The sequence below is a fragment of the Cellulomonas sp. NPDC058312 genome (assembly GCF_042880135.1).
Lineage (GTDB): Bacteria > Actinomycetota > Actinomycetes > Actinomycetales > Cellulomonadaceae > Cellulomonas.
Map to the genome: position 1 here is coordinate 237560 of NZ_JBHVZE010000001.1, position 21158 is coordinate 258717.

The 21158-nt window shown below is 70.7% G+C and carries 34 protein-coding genes; 33 read left to right on the forward strand and 1 reads right to left on the reverse strand.

Annotated elements, in window-relative coordinates; all coding sequences use genetic code 11:
* The first annotated feature begins 38 nt into the window (after positions 1-38).
* From tuf to ACFVXN_RS01210, 33 genes are all read left to right on the forward strand, one after another.
* On the forward strand, positions 39-1229 hold the full coding sequence (gene tuf, locus ACFVXN_RS01050) for an elongation factor Tu (RefSeq protein ID WP_389225920.1): 1191 nt from the start codon (positions 39-41) through the stop codon (positions 1227-1229).
* A 263-nt stretch (positions 1230-1492) separates the two neighbouring features.
* On the forward strand, positions 1493-2464 hold the full coding sequence (locus ACFVXN_RS01055) for a type IV toxin-antitoxin system AbiEi family antitoxin domain-containing protein (protein WP_389225923.1): 972 nt from the start codon (positions 1493-1495) through the stop codon (positions 2462-2464).
* Between the two features lie 537 nt (positions 2465-3001).
* Positions 3002-3310, forward strand: a complete 309-nt coding sequence (rpsJ, locus tag ACFVXN_RS01060; RefSeq protein WP_122147693.1) for a 30S ribosomal protein S10 — start codon at positions 3002-3004, stop codon at positions 3308-3310.
* Between the two features lie 22 nt (positions 3311-3332).
* On the forward strand, positions 3333-3992 hold the full coding sequence (rplC, locus tag ACFVXN_RS01065; protein ID WP_389225927.1) for a 50S ribosomal protein L3: 660 nt from the start codon (positions 3333-3335) through the stop codon (positions 3990-3992).
* 5 nt (positions 3993-3997) lie between these two features.
* A complete protein-coding gene (gene rplD, locus ACFVXN_RS01070) occupies positions 3998-4699 on the forward strand; it encodes a 50S ribosomal protein L4 (RefSeq protein ID WP_389225931.1) in 702 nt (233 codons plus the stop codon).
* The gene (gene rplW / locus ACFVXN_RS01075; protein WP_389225934.1) at positions 4696-4998 is read left to right on the forward strand and encodes a 50S ribosomal protein L23; all 303 of its coding nucleotides are present in this window, start codon (positions 4696-4698) and stop codon (positions 4996-4998) included. Before rplD ends, rplW begins: the two co-directional genes overlap by 4 nt.
* 33 nt (positions 4999-5031) lie before the next feature.
* Complete coding sequence (rplB, locus tag ACFVXN_RS01080) at positions 5032-5868, forward strand: 50S ribosomal protein L2 (RefSeq protein WP_389225937.1); 837 nt, start codon at positions 5032-5034, stop codon at positions 5866-5868.
* A gap of 15 nt (positions 5869-5883) precedes the next feature.
* A complete protein-coding gene (gene rpsS, locus ACFVXN_RS01085; RefSeq protein WP_146838615.1) occupies positions 5884-6165 on the forward strand; it encodes a 30S ribosomal protein S19 in 282 nt (93 codons plus the stop codon).
* Positions 6166-6220: 55 nt separating this feature from the next.
* The gene (gene rplV / locus ACFVXN_RS01090) at positions 6221-6586 is read left to right on the forward strand and encodes a 50S ribosomal protein L22 (protein ID WP_146838613.1); all 366 of its coding nucleotides are present in this window, start codon (positions 6221-6223) and stop codon (positions 6584-6586) included.
* Between the two features lie 2 nt (positions 6587-6588).
* Positions 6589-7431, forward strand: a complete 843-nt coding sequence (gene rpsC / locus ACFVXN_RS01095; protein ID WP_389225942.1) for a 30S ribosomal protein S3 — start codon at positions 6589-6591, stop codon at positions 7429-7431.
* 3 nt (positions 7432-7434) lie between these two features.
* Entirely contained in the window at positions 7435-7851 is a 417-nt protein-coding gene (rplP, locus tag ACFVXN_RS01100; protein ID WP_389225945.1) for a 50S ribosomal protein L16, read from the forward strand.
* Positions 7851-8090 carry a 50S ribosomal protein L29 gene (gene rpmC / locus ACFVXN_RS01105; protein WP_309032072.1) on the forward strand — a complete coding sequence of 80 codons (240 nt, stop codon included), beginning with the start codon at positions 7851-7853 and terminating at the stop codon, positions 8088-8090. Before rplP ends, rpmC begins: the two co-directional genes overlap by 1 nt.
* Before the next feature lie 7 nt (positions 8091-8097).
* Entirely contained in the window at positions 8098-8391 is a 294-nt protein-coding gene (gene rpsQ / locus ACFVXN_RS01110) for a 30S ribosomal protein S17 (protein ID WP_389225948.1), read from the forward strand.
* Positions 8392-8471: 80 nt separating this feature from the next.
* A complete protein-coding gene (gene rplN, locus ACFVXN_RS01115) occupies positions 8472-8840 on the forward strand; it encodes a 50S ribosomal protein L14 (RefSeq protein ID WP_389225951.1) in 369 nt (122 codons plus the stop codon).
* Positions 8841-8842: 2 nt separating this feature from the next.
* Entirely contained in the window at positions 8843-9190 is a 348-nt protein-coding gene (rplX, locus tag ACFVXN_RS01120) for a 50S ribosomal protein L24 (RefSeq protein WP_389225954.1), read from the forward strand.
* Positions 9190-9765, forward strand: a complete 576-nt coding sequence (gene rplE / locus ACFVXN_RS01125; protein WP_389225957.1) for a 50S ribosomal protein L5 — start codon at positions 9190-9192, stop codon at positions 9763-9765. The genes rplX and rplE overlap by 1 nt, the downstream gene beginning before the upstream one ends.
* A gap of 1 nt (position 9766) precedes the next feature.
* Positions 9767-9952 carry a type Z 30S ribosomal protein S14 gene (locus ACFVXN_RS01130; protein ID WP_122147680.1) on the forward strand — a complete coding sequence of 62 codons (186 nt, stop codon included), beginning with the start codon at positions 9767-9769 and terminating at the stop codon, positions 9950-9952.
* Between the two features lie 82 nt (positions 9953-10034).
* On the forward strand, positions 10035-10433 hold the full coding sequence (gene rpsH, locus ACFVXN_RS01135) for a 30S ribosomal protein S8 (RefSeq protein WP_389225961.1): 399 nt from the start codon (positions 10035-10037) through the stop codon (positions 10431-10433).
* 25 nt (positions 10434-10458) lie between these two features.
* Positions 10459-10998 (forward strand): 50S ribosomal protein L6, encoded by a 540-nt coding sequence (gene rplF, locus ACFVXN_RS01140; protein WP_389225964.1) that lies wholly within the window; start codon positions 10459-10461, stop codon positions 10996-10998.
* A 2-nt stretch (positions 10999-11000) separates the two neighbouring features.
* On the forward strand, positions 11001-11372 hold the full coding sequence (rplR, locus tag ACFVXN_RS01145; protein WP_389225967.1) for a 50S ribosomal protein L18: 372 nt from the start codon (positions 11001-11003) through the stop codon (positions 11370-11372).
* A 37-nt stretch (positions 11373-11409) separates the two neighbouring features.
* Positions 11410-12060, forward strand: coding sequence for a 30S ribosomal protein S5 (rpsE, locus tag ACFVXN_RS01150; RefSeq protein WP_389225970.1), 651 nt, complete (start codon positions 11410-11412; stop codon positions 12058-12060).
* Positions 12060-12242 carry a 50S ribosomal protein L30 gene (gene rpmD / locus ACFVXN_RS01155; RefSeq protein WP_146838591.1) on the forward strand — a complete coding sequence of 61 codons (183 nt, stop codon included), beginning with the start codon at positions 12060-12062 and terminating at the stop codon, positions 12240-12242. The genes rpsE and rpmD overlap by 1 nt, the downstream gene beginning before the upstream one ends.
* Positions 12243-12244: 2 nt before the next feature.
* A complete protein-coding gene (rplO, locus tag ACFVXN_RS01160; protein ID WP_389225975.1) occupies positions 12245-12958 on the forward strand; it encodes a 50S ribosomal protein L15 in 714 nt (237 codons plus the stop codon).
* Positions 12959-13201: 243 nt separating this feature from the next.
* The gene (secY, locus tag ACFVXN_RS01165; RefSeq protein WP_389225978.1) at positions 13202-14497 is read left to right on the forward strand and encodes a preprotein translocase subunit SecY; all 1296 of its coding nucleotides are present in this window, start codon (positions 13202-13204) and stop codon (positions 14495-14497) included.
* Positions 14494-15078 (forward strand): adenylate kinase, encoded by a 585-nt coding sequence (locus ACFVXN_RS01170; protein WP_389225981.1) that lies wholly within the window; start codon positions 14494-14496, stop codon positions 15076-15078. The genes secY and ACFVXN_RS01170 overlap by 4 nt, the downstream gene beginning before the upstream one ends.
* A gap of 25 nt (positions 15079-15103) precedes the next feature.
* Positions 15104-15949, forward strand: a complete 846-nt coding sequence (gene map / locus ACFVXN_RS01175; RefSeq protein ID WP_389225993.1) for a type I methionyl aminopeptidase — start codon at positions 15104-15106, stop codon at positions 15947-15949.
* Positions 15950-16204: 255 nt separating this feature from the next.
* Entirely contained in the window at positions 16205-16426 is a 222-nt protein-coding gene (infA, locus tag ACFVXN_RS01180; protein WP_146838576.1) for a translation initiation factor IF-1, read from the forward strand.
* An 88-nt stretch (positions 16427-16514) separates the two neighbouring features.
* Positions 16515-16628 carry a 50S ribosomal protein L36 gene (gene rpmJ / locus ACFVXN_RS01185; RefSeq protein ID WP_013117849.1) on the forward strand — a complete coding sequence of 38 codons (114 nt, stop codon included), beginning with the start codon at positions 16515-16517 and terminating at the stop codon, positions 16626-16628.
* 210 nt (positions 16629-16838) lie between these two features.
* The gene (rpsM, locus tag ACFVXN_RS01190) at positions 16839-17219 is read left to right on the forward strand and encodes a 30S ribosomal protein S13 (protein WP_389225999.1); all 381 of its coding nucleotides are present in this window, start codon (positions 16839-16841) and stop codon (positions 17217-17219) included.
* 100 nt (positions 17220-17319) lie between these two features.
* Positions 17320-17721 carry a 30S ribosomal protein S11 gene (gene rpsK, locus ACFVXN_RS01195; RefSeq protein WP_389226002.1) on the forward strand — a complete coding sequence of 134 codons (402 nt, stop codon included), beginning with the start codon at positions 17320-17322 and terminating at the stop codon, positions 17719-17721.
* Positions 17722-17874: 153 nt separating this feature from the next.
* Positions 17875-18885, forward strand: coding sequence for a DNA-directed RNA polymerase subunit alpha (locus ACFVXN_RS01200; protein WP_389226005.1), 1011 nt, complete (start codon positions 17875-17877; stop codon positions 18883-18885).
* Between the two features lie 67 nt (positions 18886-18952).
* Positions 18953-19471 (forward strand): 50S ribosomal protein L17, encoded by a 519-nt coding sequence (gene rplQ / locus ACFVXN_RS01205; RefSeq protein ID WP_389226008.1) that lies wholly within the window; start codon positions 18953-18955, stop codon positions 19469-19471.
* A gap of 151 nt (positions 19472-19622) precedes the next feature.
* Complete coding sequence (locus ACFVXN_RS01210; protein WP_389226011.1) at positions 19623-20351, forward strand: alpha/beta fold hydrolase; 729 nt, start codon at positions 19623-19625, stop codon at positions 20349-20351.
* Here ACFVXN_RS01210 and ACFVXN_RS01215 read toward each other — a convergent pair.
* Positions 20348-21109 (reverse strand): ROK family protein, encoded by a 762-nt coding sequence (locus tag ACFVXN_RS01215; RefSeq protein WP_389227811.1) that lies wholly within the window; start codon positions 21107-21109, stop codon positions 20348-20350. The genes ACFVXN_RS01210 and ACFVXN_RS01215 overlap by 4 nt on opposite strands.
* Positions 21110-21158 lie beyond the last annotated feature (49 nt).

Below are 21158 nucleotides of genomic sequence, written 5' to 3' on the forward strand. Positions count from 1 at the left end.
TTCGGCAATCTCTACACCAGAGTCCTGAGGAGGACCCAGTGGGTAAGGCCAAGTTCGAGCGGACCAAGCCGCACGTCAACATCGGGACCATCGGTCACGTCGACCACGGCAAGACGACGCTGACTGCTGCGATCTCGAAGGTGCTGCACGACAAGTACCCCGACCTGAACCCCTTCACGCCTTTCGACGAGATCGACAAGGCCCCTGAGGAGAAGCAGCGCGGCATCACGATCAACATCGCGCACGTCGAGTACCAGACGGAGAAGCGTCACTACGCTCACGTCGACGCGCCCGGTCACGCCGACTACATCAAGAACATGATCACGGGTGCGGCGCAGATGGACGGCGCCATCCTCGTGGTCGCGGCCACCGACGGCCCGATGGCCCAGACGCGCGAGCACGTGCTGCTGGCCAAGCAGGTCGGCGTGCCGTACCTGCTCGTCGCGCTCAACAAGTCCGACATGGTCGACGACGAGGAGATCCTCGAGCTCGTCGAGATGGAGGTCCGCGAGCTGCTGTCGTCGCAGGGCTTCGACGGCGACGAGGCCCCGGTCATCCGGGTCTCCGGCCTGAAGGCCCTCGAGGGCGACCCGCAGTGGGTCAAGTCCGTCGAGGACCTGCTGGACGCCGTGGACGAGTCCGTCCCGGAGCCGGTCCGCGACATGGACAAGCCGTTCCTCATGCCGATCGAGGACGTCTTCACGATCACCGGTCGTGGCACCGTCGTCACCGGCAAGGTCGACCGCGGCAAGCTGCAGATCAACTCCGAGGTCGAGATCGTCGGCATCCGCCCGGCGCAGAAGACCACGGTCACCGGCATCGAGATGTTCCACAAGCAGATGGACGAGGCGTGGGCCGGCGAGAACTGCGGCCTCCTGCTCCGTGGCACCAAGCGTGAGGACGTCGAGCGCGGCCAGGTCGTCGTGAAGCCGGGCTCGATCACGCCGCACACCGAGTTCGAGGGCCAGGTCTACATCCTGGCCAAGGACGAGGGCGGGCGTCACAACCCGTTCTACTCGAACTACCGTCCGCAGTTCTACTTCCGGACCACGGACGTCACCGGCGTCATCACGCTGCCCGAGGGCACCGAGATGGTCATGCCCGGCGACAACACGGAGATCTCCGTGACGCTGATCCAGCCCATCGCGATGGAGGAGGGCCTCGGCTTCGCCATCCGCGAGGGTGGCCGCACCGTCGGCTCGGGCCGCGTCACCAAGATCACCAAGTGATCTGACCCCTTCGGGGGCGCAGGACCAGGAGGGCCCGGGTGCTACGGCACCCGGGCCCTCCTGTCGTGCCCGGCGACGGGCGCGAGTGCGCCATTGCGCGGCGAGTGCGGCTCGGCGAGGCCAGCGCGCCCTCGCGCGGGGGCGCACTCGCCGCTCTGGGGCGCCGTCGCGGCCGGGGGCGAGCGGCGCGCGGGCGCGGGCGCGACTGATCCGGGGCTGGGGACGACGGGGGAGGGGGCGTCGGGCGGTGGGAGCGTGGCGGGATGGACGACGCGCTGCTCCGGGACCTGCTCGCCGGCGGGTGCTTCACCGCCAGGGACGCCCTCGCCCGAGGCGCGACGTCGGACCAGCTGCGGGCGGCCGTACGCGCCGGCGCCGTCCAGCGCGTGCGTCGAGGCGTGTACGGGCCCGGCGCCCGCGGTGCGTCCGGCCGAGGCCGAGCCGAGGCCGACGCCGAGGTGCACCGCGTCCGCGTGGCAGCGGCCGCTCTCGCGCTGCGGGACCCGGTCTTCTCCCACCGGTCCGCCGCGGCGGTCTGGGGACTCCCGCTGCTGGGACCCTGGCCGACACACGTGGAGGTGACGTCCCGGACCGCCGGCGGCGGGAGGTCGCGGACGGGGGTGCGGCGGCACGCGTGCGCGGACCCGGTACCGCGCGTGGAGGTCGAGGGCGTGCTCGTCACCGACCTGGCCCGGACCGTCGTCGACCTTGCGCGCTCCGAGGGGCTGGCGTCGGCCCTGGTCGCCGCCGACCACGCCGTGCGCGAGCACCCGGTCGGCCGCGCCGAGCTCGAGCGCGAGCTCCGGTCCGCGGGATCCGGGCGCGGCGTCCGGTCGGCCCGGCTCGTGGTCGCGCTCACCGACGGACGCTCCGAGTCACCGGGCGAGTCCCTGAGCCGCGCGCGGATGTACCAGCTCGGCATCCAGCCCCCGGAGCTCCAGCACCGGCTCGCCGACTCCCGCGGGCCAATCGGCCGGGTCGACTTCTGGTGGCCGGCGGCGGGCGTGGTGGGAGAGTTCGACGGCCGGACCAAGTACCGCGCGGGCGCCGTCGGCGACCCCCTGCCTCCGGAGGAGCGGGTCTGGCGGGAGAAGCGACGGGAAGACCGCATCCGCGCGCTCGGCCTCCGCGTCGCCCGCTGGACCTGGGCCGACGCGTGGGCGGGCGCCCCCCTGCGCACCACCCTCTGCGCGGCCGGCGTCGGACCCGCCACCCAGGCCCCACCGCCCCCCTGACCTCCCGCGCCGACCTACCCCACCCCGCCCCCCGCCCCCCGCCCCCTACCCACCCCACCCACCCCACCCCGATCGCCGGGTGCGCCCCTACGCGTCGACTGCGCCACCGCCCGCAGGCGCACCCGCCGCGAGGGGCGCACTGGCTCCCGATGGTGCGGCGGAGGCGCGCGGCGGCTCGCGGCACGAGGGCGCACGCGAGGGTGGGGGTTCGTCCTCGCCGCGTGATGACGCGGGTGTGACGGAGGACCGGTTGGACCTTTGGGGAACCGCCTGGCACACTAGACAAGTTGCCCGACGACGGGGGTGCCTGCGCGCGTGCGCTCGGTGCGCCACCACGGTCAGGGCAGGGAACGCGTTGCGAGTCCAGCAGGCCCGGGGTCACCCGGCGTCGGACTCCATCACCACAACGACCTCGTTCCCTCCGGCGCGCCCCGCGTGCTGGACGGGAGCCGGCGTGACGGTATGTCGCGAAGAGCGACACGCCCGAGTGCGGGGGTCGGACGTCAAGCAGTTCGAGAGAGAGAAGCAGACGACGCCATGGCGGGACAGAAGATCCGCATCCGGCTCAAGTCCTACGACCACGAGGTCATCGACAGCTCGGCGCGCAAGATCGTCGACACGGTGAGCCGCGCTGGTGCGACGGTCGTTGGCCCGGTGCCGCTCCCGACGGAGAAGAACGTCTTCGTCGTCATCCGGTCGCCCCACAAGTACAAGGACAGCCGCGAGCACTTCGAGATGCGCACGCACAAGCGGCTCATCGACATCATCGATCCCACGCCGAAGGCGGTCGACTCGCTCATGCGTCTCGACCTGCCCGCGGACGTGAACATCGAGATCAAGCTCTGACGCTGGGAAGGAACTGATCTTCATGGTTACCCAGCAGAACGCGCGCCCCGTCACGGCGGTGCTCGGCACGAAGCTCGGTATGACGCAGGTCTGGGACGCCGATGGCCGTCTCGTCCCCGTCACCGTGGTCGCTGTCGGCACCAACGTCGTCACCCAGGTGCGCTCCGCTGACGCGGATGGTTACTCGGCGATCCAGCTGGCCTACGGCCAGGTGGACCCCCGCAAGGTCACCAAGCCGCTCAAGGGCCACTTCGAGAAGGCCGGGGTCACCCCCCGCCGGCACGTGGCCGAGATCCGGACGTCCGACGCGGCCGAGTTCACGCTCGGCCAGGAGATCACCGCGGAGGCCTTCGCGGCCGGCGCGCTGGTCGACGTGATCGGCACGACCAAGGGCAAGGGCACCGCCGGTGTCATGAAGCGCCACGGGTTCTCCGGTGTCGGCGCCTCGCACGGTGCGCACCGCAACCACCGCAAGCCGGGCTCGATCGGTGGCGCCTCGACGCCGTCGCGCGTGTTCAAGGGCGTGCGGATGGCCGGTCGCATGGGCCACGCCCGCCAGACCACCCAGAACCTGACCGTGCACGCGGTCGACGTCGAGAAGGGTCTGCTGCTCCTCAAGGGCGCGGTTCCCGGTCCGAAGCGTGGCGTCGTCGTGGTGCGTACCGCCGTGAAGGGGGCATGACCCCGATGAGTACCCAGACCGAGACCCGTTCGGTCGACGTCGTCGACACCACGGGCAAGAAGGCCGGCACGGCCGAGCTGCCCGGTGAGGTGTTCGACGCCCAGACGAACATCCCGCTGATCCACCAGGTCGTCGTGGCGCAGCGCGCCGCTGCGCGCCAGGGCACCCACGACACGAAGAACCGTGGCGAGGTCCGTGGTGGCGGCAAGAAGCCGTACAAGCAGAAGGGCACCGGCCGCGCCCGTCAGGGCTCGACCCGTGCGCCGCAGTTCGCGGGCGGTGGAGTCGTGCACGGCCCCACGCCGCGTGACTACTCCCAGCGGACCCCGAAGAAGATGAAGGCCGCGGCGCTCCGCGGTGCTCTCTCGGACCGCGCTCGCGCCGGCCGCGTCCACGTCGTCACCGGTTTCGGTATCGACGCGGCGCCCTCGACCAAGGCCGCCGTGGCCGTGCTGGACCAGCTGTCCGGCCGCAAGCACGTGCTGGTCGTCGTCGAGCGTGCGGACGAGCTGGCCTGGAAGTCGCTGCGGAACGTCGAGCGGGTCCACCTGCTCGTCGCCGACCAGCTCAACACCTACGACGTGCTCGTCTCCGACGACGTCGTGTTCACCCAGGGCGCGCTCGACACGTTCCTCGCCGGTCCCGTCAAGGGCCGTGGCGCGACCGCCGTCGCGACGTCGTCCGAGGCCGAGGAGGACGTCAAGTGACTGCCGTCGCCAAGGACCCCCGCGACATCCTGATCGCGCCGGTCGTGTCCGAGAAGAGCTACGGGCTCCTGGACGAGGGCAAGTACACCTTCGTCGTGGACCCGCGTGCCAACAAGACCGAGATCAAGATCGCCGTCGAGCAGGTCTTCTCGGTCAAGGTCGACTCCGTCAACACGATCAACCGCAAGGGGAAGTCGCGTCGCACGAAGTTCGGCATGGGCAAGCGCAAGGACACGAAGCGCGCGATCGTCACCCTCCGCGAGGGCACGATCGACATCTTCGGCGGACCGGTCGGCTGACCGGGCCTGAGAGCAGATTGAGGACAGATCCCCATGGGAATCCGTAAGTACAAGCCGACGACGCCGGGGCGCCGCGGCGCGAGCGTCGCCGACTTCGTCGAGATCACGCGCTCGGTGCCGGAGAAGTCGCTGGTCCGCCCGCTGCACAAGACCGGTGGTCGTAACTCGACCGGCCGCGTCACGATGCGGCACCAGGGTGGCGGTCACAAGCGTGCCTACCGCGTCATCGACTTCCGTCGCCACGACAAGGACGGCGTGCCGGCCAAGGTCGCTCACATCGAGTACGACCCCAACCGCACCGCCCGCATCGCGCTGCTGCACTACTTCGACGGCGAGAAGCGCTACATCATCGCGCCGAACAAGCTGAAGCAGGGCGACGTCGTCGAGAACGGCGCCGGCGCCGACATCAAGCCCGGCAACAACCTGCCGCTGCGCAACATCCCGACCGGTACGACCATCCACGCCATCGAGCTCAAGCCCGGTGGCGGCGCCAAGATCGCCCGCTCCGCGGGTGCCTCGGTGCAGCTGGTCGCGAAGGACGGGCCGTACGCCCAGCTGCGCATGCCGTCCGGCGAGATCCGCAACGTCGACCTGCGCTGCCGCGCGACGATCGGCGAGGTCGGCAACGCCGAGCAGTCGAACATCAACTGGGGCAAGGCCGGCCGCATGCGCTGGAAGGGCAAGCGCCCCTCCGTCCGTGGTGTCGCGATGAACCCGATCGACCACCCGCACGGTGGTGGTGAGGGCAAGACGTCCGGTGGTCGTCACCCGGTGAGCCCCTGGGGCCAGCCGGAGGGCCGCACGCGTCGTCCCAACAAGCCGAGCGACAAGCTCATCGTCCGTCGCCGCCGCACCGGCAAGAAGCGCTGATAGGGAGCCTCGAGAATGCCTCGCAGCCTCAAGAAGGGGCCCTTCGTCGACGGGCACCTGCAGAAGAAGGTCGACGCGCAGAACGCGGCCGGCACGAAGAACGTCATCAAGACCTGGTCGCGTCGATCGATGATCACGCCGGACTTCCTGGGTCACACGTTCGCCGTGCACGACGGTCGCAAGCACACGCCGGTGTTCGTGACGGAGTCGATGGTCGGGCACAAGCTCGGCGAGTTCGCCCCGACGCGCACGTTCCGCGGCCACGAGAAGGACGACCGGAAGGGCCGTCGCCGCTGACCCCCGGGTCAGCCAGGCGACTGCCCTGACGGCAGAGACAGAAGGCAGGACAGCAATGGAAGCCAAGGCGAAGGCGCGGTTCGTCCGCGTCACGCCCCAGAAGGCCCGGCGCGTCGTGGACCTCATCCGTGGCAAGCAGGCCGGCGAGGCCGTGTCGACGCTGAAGTTCGCGCCGCAGGCCGCGGGTGAGACGGTCCTCAAGGTCGTCGAGTCCGCGATCGCGAACGCCCGCGAGGGCGCCAAGCGTGCCGGTGAGCGCTTCGACGAGACCAACCTCTACGTCGCCGAGGCGTACGTGGACGAGGGTCCGACGCTCAAGCGGTTCCGCCCCCGGGCACAGGGACGCGCGAGCCAGATCCTCAAGCGCACGAGCCACATCACCGTGGTCGTCGCCGAGCGTGAGACGAAGGGAAGGGCCTGACAGTGGGACAGAAGGTCAACCCGCTCGGGTACCGCCTGGGCATCACGACCGACCACCGCTCGCGGTGGTTCGCCGACTCGACCAAGCCTGGTCAGCGGTACCGCGACTACGTCCGCGAGGACGTCCAGATCCGCAAGCTCATGGCCACGGGCCTCGAGCGTGCCGGCATCGCCAAGGTGGAGATCGAGCGGACGCGTGACCGCGTGCGCGTCGACATCCACACGGCGCGCCCGGGCATCGTCATCGGTCGCCGCGGCGCCGAGGCCGACCGCATCCGCGGCGAGCTCGAGAAGCTCACGGGCAAGCAGGTCCAGCTGAACATCCTCGAGGTCAAGAACGCCGAGATCGAGGCCCAGCTGGTCGCCCAGGGCATCGCCGAGCAGCTGGCGAGCCGTGTGTCCTTCCGTCGTGCGATGCGCAAGGGCATGCAGTCCGCGCAGCGCGCCGGCGCCAAGGGCATCCGGGTGCAGGTCTCCGGCCGCCTCGGCGGCGCGGAGATGAGCCGCACGGAGTTCTACCGCGAGGGCCGCGTGCCCCTGCACACGCTCCGCGCGAACATCGACTACGGCTTCTTCGAGGCCCGCACGACCTTCGGCCGCATCGGCGTGAAGGTCTGGGTCTACAAGGGCGACATGACCGAGCGTGAGTTCGCTCGCGAGCAGGCCACCCAGGCGCCGCGTCAGAACCGTGGTCCGCGTGCGGACCGTGGCGACCGTGGCGGCGACCGTGGCCCGCGCGGCGGCGGCCGTCGGAACGAGCGGACCGAGGCCCCGGCCGAGGCGACCGCTGCTCCGGCTGCGGCCACCGGCGAGGCGACCGCTCCTGAGACCGGAACGGAGGCCTGAGCCGTGCTGATCCCGCGCCGGCTGAAGCACCGCAAGCAGCACCACCCCGGGCGCTCCGGCGCCGCCACGGGTGGCACCGCGATCGCGTTCGGTGAGTTCGGCATCCAGGCTCTCGAGCCTGCGTACGTGACGAACCGCCAGATCGAGGCTGCTCGTATCGCCATGACCCGCCACATCAAGCGTGGCGGAAAGGTCTGGATCAACATCTACCCGGACCGTCCGCTGACGAAGAAGCCTGCCGAGACCCGCATGGGTTCCGGTAAGGGTTCGCCCGAGTGGTGGATCGCCAACGTCAAGCCGGGTCGAGTGATGTTCGAGCTCGCCGGCGTCCCGGAGCCCCTGGCTCGCGAGGCCATGCGCCGCGCGCAGCACAAGCTCCCGATGAAGACCCGTTTCGTGGTTCGCGAGGGTGGTAACTGATGGCTATCGGCACCAAGGACCTGGCTCCTTCCGAGCTGGACGCCTTTGACGACGAGCGCCTCGTGGCCGAGCTGAAGAAGGCCAAGGAGGAGCTGTTCAACCTGCGGTTCCAGTCGGCCACCGGCCAGCTCGAGAGCCACGGGCGCCTCAAGGCCGTGCGTCGTGACATCGCGCGGATCTACACGATCCTGCGCGAGCGCGAGCTCGGCATCCGGACCGCCCCCACGGCGAGCGAGTGAGGACTCGATGAGCGAGAACACCAACGAGACCACCACCGCCCTGGCGGAGAGCCGCGCGTACCGCAAGACGCGCCGTGGCTACGTGGTCAGCGACAAGATGGACAAGACCGTCGTGGTCGAGGTCGAGGACCGGGTCAAGCACCCGCTCTACGGCAAGGTCATCCGGCGGACCAGCAAGGTCAAGGCGCACGACGAGGCCAGCTCGGCCGGCGTCGGTGACCTGGTCCTCATCATGGAGACCCGCCCGCTGTCCGCCACCAAGCGGTGGCGCGTGGTCGAGATCCTCGAGAAGGCGAAGTAAGGCTCGCGCCTCCTCACCACATATCCGTTCGGCCAGGCTCGCCCTCGTGCGAGAACCGGCAGACGACAGGAGTTCTGTAGATGATTCAGCAGGAGTCGCGACTGCGGGTCGCCGACAACACGGGCGCGAAGGAAATCCTTTGCATCCGCGTTCTCGGTGGCTCCGGCCGTCGCTACGCCGGTATCGGTGACGTCATCGTCGCCACCGTCAAGGACGCGATCCCGGGCGGCAACGTCAAGAGGGGCGACGTCGTCAAGGCGGTCGTCGTGCGCACCCGCAAGGAGCGTCGGCGCGTCGACGGCTCGTACATCAAGTTCGACGAGAACGCCGCGGTGATCCTCAAGAACGACGGCGAGCCCCGTGGGACCCGCATCTTCGGCCCCGTGGGCCGCGAGCTGCGCGACAAGAAGTTCATGAAGATCATCTCGCTGGCTCCGGAGGTGCTCTGAACATGGCGAAGATCAAGAAGGGCGACCTGGTGGTCGTCATCTCCGGCTCCCGCAAGGACCGGGGCAAGCAGGGGCGCGTCCTCGAGGTGCTCGCCGAGCGGGACCGCGTCCTGGTCGAGGGCATCCACCGCGTCACGAAGCACACCAAGGCGGGCCAGTCGCAGCGCGGCACCCGCACCGGTGGCATCGAGACCGTCGAGGCGCCCATCCACGTCAGCAACGTGATGCTGGTGGACCCGGAGACCAAGCGTGGCACCCGGGTCGGCTACCGCACCGAGCAGGTCGAGCGCGACGGCCGGACCCGCACCGTGCGCGTCCGCGTCGCCAAGCGTTCCGGTAAGGACATCTGATGACCGTCATCGACGAGAACCGGACCTACCCGATGCCGCGCCTGAAGGTGCGGTACAACGAGGTCATCCGTGGCGCGCTCCGCGAGGAGTTCGAGCACGGCAACGTGAACCAGGTCGCACGCCTGGTGAAGGTCGTCGTGAACATGGGCGTCGGCGACGCGGCCAAGGACTCGAAGCTGATCGAGGGCGCCATCCGCGACCTCCAGCTCATCACGGGTCAGAAGCCGCAGGTCACCAAGGCCCGCAAGTCGATCGCCCAGTTCAAGCTGCGTGAGGGCATGCCGATCGGCGCGCACGTCACGCTGCGCGGCGACCGTGCCTGGGAGTTCCTGGACCGCCTGCTGTCGACCGCTCTCCCGCGCATCCGCGACTTCCGCGGGCTGTCGCCGAAGCAGTTCGACGGCCACGGCAACTACACGTTCGGTCTGACCGAGCAGTCGATGTTCCACGAGATCGACCAGGACAAGATCGACCGGGTCCGCGGCATGGACATCACGGTGGTCACGACCGCCACGACCGACGCGGAGGGCCGGGCGCTCCTCAAGCACCTCGGCTTCCCCTTCAAGGAGAACTGACATGGCGAAGACCGCCCTGATCAACAAGGCCGCGGGCAAGCAGAAGTTCGCCGTGCGGGCCTACACCCGGTGCCAGCGGTGCGGTCGTCCGCACTCGGTGTACCGCAAGTTCGGCCTGTGCCGGATCTGCGTGCGCGAGATGGCCCACGCGGGTCAGCTCCCCGGCGTGACCAAGAGCAGCTGGTAAACAACGACGTCGCAGGTCCGCGGTCGCTCGCCCCTCGGGGCGGGCGCCGCGGAAACCACGGTGAGGAAGGGCGATAGCCCCCATGACGATGACCGACCCGATCGCAGACCTCCTGACGCGTCTGCGTAACGCGAACTCGGCGCACCACGACACGGTGACCATCCCGTACTCGAAGCTGAAGTCGCACATCGCGGAGATCCTGCAGGCCGAGGGATACATCTCCGGCTGGACCGTCGAGGACGCCCGCGTGGGCAAGAACCTCGTGGTCGAGCTGAAGTACGGCCCGAGCCGCGAGCGTGCGCTCGCCGGCATCAAGCGCGTGTCCAAGCCCGGTCTCCGGGTGTACGCGAAGTCGACCAACCTGCCGAAGGTCCTCGGCGGCCTGGGCGTGGCGATCCTGTCCACGTCCTCGGGTCTCCTGACGGACAAGCAGGCCGCCAAGAAGGGCGTGGGTGGGGAAGTCCTCGCCTACGTCTGGTAAGTCCGAGACGGAAAGGAGCTAGCCAATGTCTCGTATCGGCAGAATCCCCGTCCCGGTCCCGGCCGGCGTGGATGTCAACATCAACGGCAACATCGTGACGGTGAAGGGCCCCAAGGGCACCCTCACGCACACGGTCGCGTCCCCCATCGAGGTCGCTCGCGACGACGAGGGGGCCCTCGTGGTCACCCGTCCGAACGACGAGCGCCTCTCGCGGTCGCTGCACGGCCTGACCCGCACCCTCCTGGCCAACCTCGTCACCGGCGTCACCGCCGGCTACGAGAAGAAGCTGGAGATCGTCGGCACCGGTTACCGCGTCGCGGCGAAGGGTGACACGCTCGAGTTCGCGCTCGGGTTCAGCCACCCCGTGTCCGTCACGCCGCCCGCCGGCATCACCTTCGCGGTCGAGAGCCCCACCAAGTTCTCGGTGGCCGGCATCGACAAGCAGCAGGTGGGCGAGGTCGCCGCCAACATCCGCAAGATCCGCAAGCCCGAGCCCTACAAGGGCAAGGGCGTGCGTTACGCGGGCGAGAACGTCCGCCGCAAGGTCGGAAAGGCTGGTAAGTAGCCATGGCGATCACGGTTATGGGCAAGGGCAAGTTCAAGGCCCGCAAGCGCCGCCACCTGCGGCTGCGCAAGAAGGTCGCCGGCACCGCCGCGCGTCCCCGTCTGGTCGTCACCCGGTCGAACCGCAACCTCGTGGCGCAGGTCGTCGACGACGCCGTGGGTCGCACGCTGGTCTCCGCGTCCACCCTCGAGGTGGACCTGCGGGCCGCGGACGGCGACAAGTCCGCCAAGGCGCGTCGCGTCGGTGAGCTGATCGCCGAGCGCGCGAAGGCCGCCGGTATCGACGCGGTGGTCTTCGACCGCGGCGGCAACAAGTACCACGGCCGGGTGGCCGCGGTCGCCGACGCCGCCCGCGAAGGCGGTCTGGCGCTGTGACGACGACCATCCCCGCACGGAAGAAGAGGATCCACTGATGGCTGCTCCTCAGCGCAGCAACACGGGCGGAGCTCCCCAGGGCCAGGGTGGCGGTGACCGTCGCGACGGCGGTCGTCGCGACGGCGGCCGCCGGGGCGACGCCGCGGAGAAGAGCGCGTTCCTCGAGCGCGTCGTCTCCATCAACCGCGTGGCCAAGGTCGTCAAGGGCGGCCGCCGCTTCAGCTTCACCGCCCTGGTCGTCGTCGGCGACGGCGACGGCACGGTCGGTGTCGGCTACGGCAAGGCCAAGGAGGTGCCCGCGGCGATCGCCAAGGGTGTCGAGGAGGCGAAGAAGAACTTCTTCCGCGTCCCCCGCATCCAGGGCACCATCCCGCACCCCATCCAGGGTGAGGCCGCTGCCGGTGTCGTCTTCCTGCGTCCCGCGTCGCCGGGTACCGGTGTGATCGCCGGCGGTCCGGTGCGTGCGGTGCTCGAGTGCGCCGGCGTCCACGACATCCTGTCCAAGTCCCTGGGCTCCTCCAACGCCATCAACATCGTGCACGCCACGGTGGCGGCGCTGCAGGGCCTCGAGGAGCCGGCTGCTGTCGCCGCGCGTCGCGGTCTGCCGCTCGAGCACGTCGCCCCGGCGCCGCTGCTGCGTGCGCAGGCTGCCGGCATCGCGGCGAAGACCGAGAAGGTGGGTGCCTGATGGCTCGCCTGAAGGTGACCCAGACCAAGTCCGCCATCGGCGGCAAGCAGAACCAGCGCGACACGCTGCGCACCCTGGGCCTCAAGCGGATCGGCGACGTCGTCGTCAAGGAGGACCGTCCCGAGATCCGCGGCATGGTCAAGACGGTGACGCACCTGGTCGCAGTCGAGGAGGTGGAGTGACGATGGCAGAGGACAAGGACACTGCCAAGGTCGACGGCACCGCGGCTCCGAAGGCGACCAAGGCGAAGGCCTCGAAGGCGGCGACCACCGAGTCGTCCGCCGCCGAGAAGCCGGCTGCCAAGAAGCCGGCCGCCCGCACGACCAAGGCCAAGGCCGAGGCCGCCGCGGCGGAGGAGAAGCCCGCTGCGAAGGCCAAGGCTCCGGCCAAGGCCGAGTCGAAGGCTGCTGCGCCGAAGGCCGACAAGGCCGAGGCGAAGGCCCAGACCGGCGCCGGTGGCACCCTCAAGGTGCACCACCTGCGTCCGGCCCCCGGCGCCAAGACCGCCAAGACCCGCGTGGGTCGTGGTGAGGCGTCGAAGGGCAAGACGGCCGGTCGTGGTACCAAGGGCACCAAGGCCCGGTACCAGGTGCCGACGCGCTTCGAGGGTGGGCAGATGCCGCTGCACATGCGGCTGCCCAAGCTCCGCGGCTTCAAGAACCCGTTCCGGGTCGAGTACCAGGTCGTGAACCTGGACAAGCTGTCGGCGCTGTACCCCGACGGCGGCGACGTCACCGTCGCCGACCTCGTGGCCAAGGGTGCCGTCCGCAAGGGCGCCCCGGTCAAGGTGCTCGGGACCGGCGAGCTCACGGTGAAGGTGGCCGTGGCCGTCGACGCGTACTCCGGCTCCGCCAAGGAGAAGATCCTGGCGGCCGGCGGCAGCGTCGCGCAGGACTGATCCCAGCGACACGGGGTCGGCGAGGGCTTCCACGCCCCCGCCGGCCCCGTTTCGTCTTCACCGGACCTCGTGACGGGAGTCCGGACGCCCCGTGCGACCCGGCACGGGACGATGTTCACCCGCGGACCGAAGTCCGTTAGGGTTCACCGCGGCGTCGGGCGGACCCGCCCACCACCGTGAGGCCGGGAGCCGCAGTCACCGGCCGGTCAGACGACATCCCGCTTCGGCGGAGCAGGAGGACACGTGCTCAGCGCATTCGTGCGGGCGTTCAGGACCCCGGACCTGCGGCGCAAGCTGCTGTTCACCATCGGCATCATGGTGGTGTTCCGGATCGGCTCGTTCCTGCCGACCCCCGGCGTGTCCTACCCCAACGTCCAGGTCTGCATCGACCAGAGCCAGTCGAACTCGCTGCTGGGTCTCGTGAACCTGTTCAGCGGCGGCGCGCTGCTGCAGCTGTCGGTGTTCGCGCTCGGGATCATGCCGTACATCACGGCGAGCATCATCATCCAGCTGCTGCGCGTGGTGATCCCCAAGTTCGAGGCCCTGCACAAGGAGGGCCAGTCCGGCACCGCGAAGCTCACGCAGTACACGCGGTACCTGACGATCGGCCTGGCCGTCCTGCAGTCGACGACCGTCATCATCACGGCCCGCAACGGCCAGCTGTTCCAGGGCTGCACCGTGGACGTGATCCCCGACGGCGGGATCGTCACGACGCTCATCATGATCGTCACGATGACCGCCGGTACCGGCCTCATCATGTGGCTGGGCGAGCTCATCACCGAGCGCGGCGTCGGCAACGGCATGTCGCTGCTCATCTTCACCTCGATCGCCGCGTCCTTCCCGGGTGCGATGTGGTCGATCGCGGGCGGCTCGGGCGGCATCGGCGCCTTCCTCGTCGTCATGGCGATCATCGTGCTGGTCATCGCGCTCGTCGTGTTCGTCGAGCAGTCCCAGCGCCGCATCCCCGTGCAGTACGCGAAGCGCATGGTCGGCCGCCGCACCTACGGCGGGTCGTCGACCTACATCCCGATCAAGATCAACATGGCGGGCGTCATCCCGGTCATCTTCGCCTCGTCGCTGCTGCAGGTGCCGGCGCTGCTGGCCGGGTTCGGCGACCAGACGGCGGACTGGAAGCAGTGGGTCGCGGTCAACGTCGCCGACCCGGGCGCGCCCCTGCACATCGCGATCTACGTCGTGCTGATCATCTTCTTCTGCTACTTCTACACGGCCATCACGTTCAACCCGGACGAGGTGGCGGACAACATGAAGCGCTACGGCGGCTTCATCCCCGGCATCCGCGCCGGGCGTCCCACGGCCGAGTACCTGGACTACGTGATCACCCGCATCACGGCGCCCGGGTCGATCTACCTGGCCCTGGTCGCGCTGATCCCGACGATCGCGTTCATCGTGCTCGGCGTGGGGACCAACATCCCCTTCGGCGGCTCCTCGATCCTCATCGTGGTGGGCGTCGGCCTCGAGACCGTGAAGCAGATCCAGTCGCAGCTCGAGCAGCGGCACTACGAAGGGTTCCTGCGATGAGCTCCACCGCCCGCCTCGTCCTCCTCGGCCCTCCCGGGGCCGGCAAGGGCACCCAGGCCGCGCGCCTGGCCGAGCAGCTGGGCGTCCCGGCGATCTCGACCGGCGACATCTTCCGCGCCAACATCAAGGGCGGCACGGAGCTGGGCAGGAAGGTCCAGGAGTACACGTCCCGCGGTGCCCTGGTGCCCGACGAGGTCACGAACGAGATGGTCCGCGACCGGCTCGCGCAGCCCGACGCCGCGCAGGGCTTCCTGCTCGACGGCTACCCGCGCAACGTGGCCCAGGTCGCGGAGCTGGAGCGGATCCTCGAGGAGACCGGCCGCACGCTGGACGCCGCGCTCGAGATCACCGCGGACGCGGACGTCGTGGTCGAGCGCCTGCTCAAGCGCGCCCAGATCGAGGGCCGCGAGGACGACACGGAGTCCGTGATCCGCCACCGGCTCGACGTCTACGCCGAGCAGACCGCGCCGATCTCCGACGTGTACGCCGAGCGCGACCTGCTGGTGCAGGTCGACGGCATCGGTGCGGTCGACGAGGTGACCGAGCGGCTGCTCGCGGCCCTCGCGTCGCACGTCGGCTGACGCGCCGCGAGCGAGGGAGACCCCCGTGTTCGGACGTGACCGCGTCGAGCTGAAGACCCCCGAGCAGGTGCTGCTCATGCGGCGCGCCGGGCTGGTCGTCGCCGACGCCCTCGCGGCGGCCCGCGCGGCTGCCGTGCCCGGTGCGACCACCGCCGACCTCGACGCGGTCGCCGCGCGGGTCATCGCGGACGCCGGCGCGCAGCCGTCGTTCCTCGGCTACCACGACTACCCGGCGACGATCTGCGTGTCGGTGAACGACGAGGTCGTGCACGGCATCCCGTCGGCGCGCGTGCTGCGGCCCGGGGACGTCGTGTCGATCGACTGCGGCGCGATCGTCGAGGGCTGGCACGGCGACTCCGCCCTGACCGTGGTGCTGCCGGAGGCGGACCCCGCCGACGTCCAGCTGTCCGCGGTCACCGAGCGGGCGATGTGGGACGGCATCGCCGCCCTCGCGTCCGGCGCGGGGCTGGCGGACCGGCTGGGTGTCGTGGGCGAGGCCGTCGAGCAGGCCGTCGAGGCGGCCGCGGCGGACGGCGGCCCGCAGCTCGGCATCGTGCAGGACTACGTCGGGCACGGCATCGGCTCGGCCATGCACCAGCCGCCCGACGTCCTGAACTACCGGACGCGCGAGCGCGGCATCCGGCTGAAGCCCGGCATGTGCCTGGCGATCGAGCCGATGATCACCCGCGGCGACCCCGCGACGGACGTCCTCGACGACGACTGGACCGTGGTGACCGGCGACGGTTCCCGGGCCGCGCACTGGGAGCACTCGGTCGCGCTGCACGAGGGCGGGATCTGGGTGCTCACGGCCGTCGACGGAGGCGCGGCGGAGCTCGCCGCCCGCGGGGTCGCGGTCGCTCCGCTCGCCTGAGCCGCGCGGCGCGCCCGGGGGAGCCCCGGGGACCGGTTTCGCCCGTGCGGTGGTATGGCGTATGCTCGTCCGTTGGGTGTGCGCCCAGTCGTCGCCGCACGTCCCGCCTCCGCCACGACCGTCCAGACGGTCGACCGGAGCGGGCGGTGCACGGCGACCGGACCAGCGGGCACCACGCCACGTGAGTCACCGGCCGGTCGTGCCGGACGGCGCCGCGCGTGGGTCGGAAGTTCAGGACAAGAGTTAGCGGAGGACATGGCGAAGAAGGACGGTGTCATCGAGATCGAGGGCAGCGTGATCGAGGCTCTGCCGAACGCGATGTTCCGCGTGGAGCTGACCAACGGTCACAAGGTGCTCGCCCACATCTCGGGCAAGATGCGCCAGCACTACATCCGGATCCTCCCGGAGGACCGGGTGGTGGTCGAGCTGAGCCCGTACGACCTGTCCCGCGGGCGCATCGTCTACCGCTACAAGTAAATCGACCGAACGAGCATCGCCGTCAGCACGCGTCTTCCCTCGCCCCGGCGACGGGAGACGGGGGCGTTCGGCGGCGGAGGAACAGGCCATGAAGGTCAAGCCCAGCGTCAAGAAGATCTGCGACAAGTGCAAGGTGATCCGCCGGCACGGTCGCGTCCAGGTGATCTGCGAGAACCTGCGCCACAAGCAGCGCCAGGGCTGAGCACGCGAGCCCTGCCGCTCGGCCCAGGCTGAGCAGCACCCCGGTCGCCCCCTGAACCCAGGGGAGGACCACCAGCGCACCGCCGAACCGGCGACGCACCCGCACGACGGGACGTGACCGGTGAACCCCTGGCTCGGAGGCCGGGGCCCGCTGCCAGGCGGGAGGACGGTGCGGCAGACCTCCGAACGAAGTACAGGAGCCGGAAGGCACATGGCACGTCTTGTCGGCGTCGACCTCCCCCGCGAGAAGCGGCTCGAGATCGCGCTCACCTACATCTACGGCGTCGGCCGTACCCGCGCCCAGCAGACGCTGGCCGCGACGGGCATCAGCCCGGACGTCCGGGTCAAGGACCTGGACGACTCCCAGCTCGTCACGCTGCGTGACTACCTCGAGGGCAACTTCAAGCTCGAGGGTGACCTGCGACGCGAGGTCGCCGCGGACATCCGCCGCAAGGTCGAGATCGGCAGCTACGAGGGTCTGCGTCACCGCCGCGGGCTCCCCGTGCGCGGACAGCGCACGAAGACCAACGCGCGTACCCGCAAGGGCCCGAAGCGCACCGTCGCCGGCAAGAAGAAGGCCGGCCGGAAGTAGCCCGGGCACGGCCCGCCGCCCCTGCGCCCTCACGGACGCGACGGCCGGGCCGACTCGGACGCACCGACCTCACTGAGCAGCAGCGAAAGAGAACGAGCAGATGCCTCCCAAGACCCGCAGTTCCGTGCGCAAGCCGCGCCGCAAGGAGAAGAAGAACGTCTCCCACGGCCAGGCGCACATCAAGAGCACCTTCAACAACACGATCGTCTCGATCACCGACCCCAGCGGCGCCGTGATCTCCTGGGCGTCCGGCGGCGACGTGGGCTTCAAGGGCTCGCGCAAGTCGACCCCCTACGCCGCGGGCATGGCCGCCGAGGCCGCCGCGCGCAAGGCGCAGGAGCACGGCATGAAGAAGGTCGACGTCTTCGTCAAGGGCCCCGGCTCGGGCCGCGAGACGGCGATCCGGTCGCTGCAGTCCGCCGGCCTCGAGGTCGGCTCGATCCAGGACGTGACGCCCCAGGCGCACAACGGCTGCCGTCCGCCGAAGCGCCGCCGGGTCTGATCGCCCGATCCGTCGCCGGGCCGTCGCGGGCGCAGGGGAGACCTTGCGCCCGCGACGGTGCCGGCCGGACGTGCGGGTAGACCGAGACCCGTCCGCCCACAGAGTCACCTGCGCTGCGTCATATGGCGGACGCACGCTGAGAGGAACCCCGAAGTGCTCATCGCACAGCGCCCCACCCTGACCGAAGAGGTCATCTCGGAGTACCGGTCGCGGTTCTCCATCGAGCCGCTCGAGCCCGGCTTCGGCTACACGCTCGGCAACTCCCTGCGCCGGACCCTGCTGTCGTCCATCCCGGGCGCGGCCGTGACGAGCATCCGGATCGACGGCGTGCTCCACGAGTTCAGCACGGTGCCGGGCGTCAAGGAGGACGTCACCGAGATCATCCTCAACATCAAGAACCTCGTCGTCTCCTCGGAGAACGACGAGCCCGTCGTGATGTACCTGCGCAAGCAGGGTGCGGGTGACGTGACCGCCGCGGACATCGTGCCGCCGGCCGGCGTGGAGGTCCACAACACGGACCTGCACCTCGCCACGCTGAACGAGAAGGGCAAGCTCGAGATCGAGCTGACCGTCGAGCGCGGCCGTGGCTACGTCTCGGCCAACCAGAACAAGTCCTACGAGGCCGAGATCGGCCGCATCCCGGTCGACTCGATCTACTCGCCCGTCCTCAAGGTGACCTACAAGGTCGAGGCGACGCGTGTCGAGCAGCGGACCGACTTCGACAAGCTCATCGTCGACGTCGAGACCAAGCCGGCCATCAGCCCGCGTGACGCGCTCGCCTCGGCGGGCAAGACCCTGGTCGAGCTCTTCGGCCTGGCCCGCGAGCTGAACGTCGAGGCCGAGGGCATCGAGATCGGCCCGTCGCCGACGGACGCGGCGCTGGCCGCGGACCTGGCGCTGCCGATCGAGGACCTGCAGCTGACCATCCGGTCGTACAACTGCCTCAAGCGCGAGGGCATCCACTCGGTGGGCGAGCTCGTGGCGCGTTCCGAGGCCGACCTGCTCGACATCCGCAACTTCGGTGCGAAGTCGATCACCGAGGTCAAGGAGAAGCTGGCCGAGCTCAACCTGTCCCTCAAGGACAGCCCGCTCGACTTCGACCCGAGCGCCGCCGCGTACTACGACGGCGACGAGGGCGACTTCACCGAGGACGAGCAGTACTGACGCCGGGGAGGCGGCGCTCGCCTGACGCGCGCCGCCAGCCCATCACTGGAACCAAGGAGTAAAGACCATGCCTACGCCCACCAAGGGTCCCCGGCTCGGTGGCGGCCCGGCGCACGAGCGGCTGATCCTGGCCAACCTGGCCACGGCGCTGTTCGAGCACAAGCGCATCACGACGACGGAGGCCAAGGCCAAGCGCCTGCGCCCCCTCGCCGAGCGCCTCGTCACCTTCGCCAAGCGCGGTGACCTGCACGCCCGTCGCCGCGTCATGACCGTCATCCGCGACAAGTCGGTCGTCCACGAGCTGTTCGTGGAGATCGCCCCGCAGGTGGCCGAGCGCCAGGGTGGCTACACCCGCATCACGAAGATCGGCCCCCGCAAGGGCGACAACGCGCCGATGGCCGTGATCGAGCTCGTGCTCGAGCCCGTCTCGCCGAAGCAGGCCGTCGTCCGCGAGGCCACCAAGGCCACCGCGAAGGCCGCGCCGAAGAAGGTCGAGGAGGCGCCCGCCGCCGACGAGACCGTCGAGGAGACCACCGAGGCCCCGGCCGAGGAGTCCGCCGAGGCCACCGAGGCCGACAAGGCCTGATCCACCGGTCGCACCGACAGGGCCCGGCCCGCGAGCACCCGCTCGTGGTCCGGGCCCTGTCGCGTCCCCGCGGGGTCGGCGTGCGGGCGGGGGAGTGCGACCCGAGCGGCGAGCGCGCCCCGGGGAGGGGAGCGCGCGTTAGCGTCGGGGGATGAGCGTCCCCGTCGTGCTCGTGCACGGGCTGCGCACCTCCCGCACGATGTGGCGCGCCCAGGTCGCCGCGCTGGCGGACTACGGGCACGCGGCGCTCGCGATCGACCTGCCGGGGCACGGTGCCCGCCGGGGCGAGCGGTTCACGCTGGCCGGCGCCGTCGACGCGGTGGCCGCGGGCGTGGACGCCGTCGGTGGTCGCGCGCTGGTGGTCGGCCTGTCGCTCGGCGGCTACACGGCGATCGCGCACGCCGCCCGGCACCCGGAGCAGGTCGCGGGCCTGCTGGCGGCGTCGTGCAGCACGCGGCCGCTGCCCGCGCTGGTGGGCGGCTGGTCGGTGCTCGCCCGGGGGATCGCGCGGCTCCCGTACGCGGGGGCGGGGCTGAACCAGCAGATGGTCGACCGTGTGCTCTCGGCCGAGGCGGCGCGCGACGTCGCGGCGGGCGGGTTCGCGCTGGACGTCGTCGACGACGTGCTGCGGGAGATGCGCGCCGCCGACCCGCTGGCGGACCTGGCGCGGGTCGAGGTGCCGGTGTGGTTGGTCAACGGGCGGTTCGACCACTTCCGGGGCGAGGAGCGCCGGTTCCTGCGGGCGTGCCGGGACGGGCGCCTGGTGGTCGTGCCCGGGGCGACGCACCTGGTGTCGCTGACCGCGCCGGTGCGGTTCACGCGGGTGCTGCTGGACGTGGTCGACGCGGTCGAGGCGGCCCCCGCGCCCCCGGCCCGCTAGACGCCGAGCTGCCAGGCCCGGACGCCGCCGACGATGCCCGCCTGGTTCGGCACCACGACGACGTCGTCGCCGAGCCGCGCGAGCACCTGCGGCGTGATCTGCCGGGAGTTGCCGCCGCCGAGGTACAGCCGGTCCCAGAGCACCACCGGGCGCAGCCCCTCGACGACCTGGCGCACCCGCCGGGACCAGAGCGCGTCCCCGAGCCGGGCCCGCTGGATCTGCCCGATGTACTCGTCGTACGTGGTGCTGCGCCGCACGGGCGCGTGCGACCACTCCAGGTGCGGGGCGACGCGGCCGCCGTCGAACAGGGCCGACCCGAGCCCGGTCCCCAGCGTGAGCACCAGCTCGACGCCCGTGCCGGACACGACGCCGGCGCCGTGGACCTCGGCGTCGTTGAGCACCAGGGTCGGGACCGCGAACCGCTGCTCCACCGCGGCCCGGATGTCGAAGCCCGCCCACGCCGCGACGAGCTCCGGGTCGACCCGGGTGTGCGGGCCGGAGCGCGTCACGTAGTGCGGGGTGGCGACGACGACGCCGTGCCGGATCATCCCGGGCATGCCGACCGTGGCGCGCTGGAAGGCCGGGAGCCGGCCGGCGATGTCCGCGATGGTGTCGACGAGCCGCTCGGGCGGGAGCGGGTACGGCGTGGGCACGCGCAGCGCGGGCGCGTGCAGCGTGCCGGACGCGTCGAGGACCGAGGCCTTGATCCCGCCGCCCCCGCAGTCGACGGCGAGCGTGTACGGGGTGGACGGGGGCACGGGCACCCGACCACCGTAGAGCAGCGCCGGGCGGACCTGCGCCGCCCCG

Coding starts and splice junctions, on each gene's coding strand:
- ACFVXN_RS01130 (WP_122147680.1), top strand. CDS start 9,767: ATGGCGAAGACCGCCCTGATCAACAAGGCCGCGGGCAAGCAGAAGTTC.
- infA (WP_146838576.1), top strand. CDS start 16,205: ATGGCGAAGAAGGACGGTGTCATCGAGATCGAGGGCAGCGTGATCGAG.
- rpsS (WP_146838615.1), top strand. CDS start 5,884: ATGCCTCGCAGCCTCAAGAAGGGGCCCTTCGTCGACGGGCACCTGCAG.
- rplN (WP_389225951.1), top strand. CDS start 8,472: ATGATTCAGCAGGAGTCGCGACTGCGGGTCGCCGACAACACGGGCGCG.
- rpmJ (WP_013117849.1), top strand. CDS start 16,515: ATGAAGGTCAAGCCCAGCGTCAAGAAGATCTGCGACAAGTGCAAGGTG.
- rplF (WP_389225964.1), top strand. CDS start 10,459: ATGTCTCGTATCGGCAGAATCCCCGTCCCGGTCCCGGCCGGCGTGGAT.
- rplD (WP_389225931.1), top strand. CDS start 3,998: ATGAGTACCCAGACCGAGACCCGTTCGGTCGACGTCGTCGACACCACG.
- rplB (WP_389225937.1), top strand. CDS start 5,032: ATGGGAATCCGTAAGTACAAGCCGACGACGCCGGGGCGCCGCGGCGCG.
- rpmC (WP_309032072.1), top strand. CDS start 7,851: ATGGCTATCGGCACCAAGGACCTGGCTCCTTCCGAGCTGGACGCCTTT.
- ACFVXN_RS01055 (WP_389225923.1), top strand. CDS start 1,493: ATGGACGACGCGCTGCTCCGGGACCTGCTCGCCGGCGGGTGCTTCACC.
- rplV (WP_146838613.1), top strand. CDS start 6,221: ATGGAAGCCAAGGCGAAGGCGCGGTTCGTCCGCGTCACGCCCCAGAAG.
- rpmD (WP_146838591.1), top strand. CDS start 12,060: ATGGCTCGCCTGAAGGTGACCCAGACCAAGTCCGCCATCGGCGGCAAG.
- rpsK (WP_389226002.1), top strand. CDS start 17,320: ATGCCTCCCAAGACCCGCAGTTCCGTGCGCAAGCCGCGCCGCAAGGAG.
- ACFVXN_RS01210 (WP_389226011.1), top strand. CDS start 19,623: ATGAGCGTCCCCGTCGTGCTCGTGCACGGGCTGCGCACCTCCCGCACG.
- rpsM (WP_389225999.1), top strand. CDS start 16,839: ATGGCACGTCTTGTCGGCGTCGACCTCCCCCGCGAGAAGCGGCTCGAG.
- ACFVXN_RS01170 (WP_389225981.1), top strand. CDS start 14,494: ATGAGCTCCACCGCCCGCCTCGTCCTCCTCGGCCCTCCCGGGGCCGGC.
- rpsQ (WP_389225948.1), top strand. CDS start 8,098: ATGAGCGAGAACACCAACGAGACCACCACCGCCCTGGCGGAGAGCCGC.
- rplX (WP_389225954.1), top strand. CDS start 8,843: ATGGCGAAGATCAAGAAGGGCGACCTGGTGGTCGTCATCTCCGGCTCC.
- rplR (WP_389225967.1), top strand. CDS start 11,001: ATGGCGATCACGGTTATGGGCAAGGGCAAGTTCAAGGCCCGCAAGCGC.
- rplQ (WP_389226008.1), top strand. CDS start 18,953: ATGCCTACGCCCACCAAGGGTCCCCGGCTCGGTGGCGGCCCGGCGCAC.
- rpsJ (WP_122147693.1), top strand. CDS start 3,002: ATGGCGGGACAGAAGATCCGCATCCGGCTCAAGTCCTACGACCACGAG.
- rpsE (WP_389225970.1), top strand. CDS start 11,410: ATGGCTGCTCCTCAGCGCAGCAACACGGGCGGAGCTCCCCAGGGCCAG.
- rplC (WP_389225927.1), top strand. CDS start 3,333: ATGGTTACCCAGCAGAACGCGCGCCCCGTCACGGCGGTGCTCGGCACG.
- rpsH (WP_389225961.1), top strand. CDS start 10,035: ATGACGATGACCGACCCGATCGCAGACCTCCTGACGCGTCTGCGTAAC.
- rplO (WP_389225975.1), top strand. CDS start 12,245: ATGGCAGAGGACAAGGACACTGCCAAGGTCGACGGCACCGCGGCTCCG.
- rplE (WP_389225957.1), top strand. CDS start 9,190: ATGACCGTCATCGACGAGAACCGGACCTACCCGATGCCGCGCCTGAAG.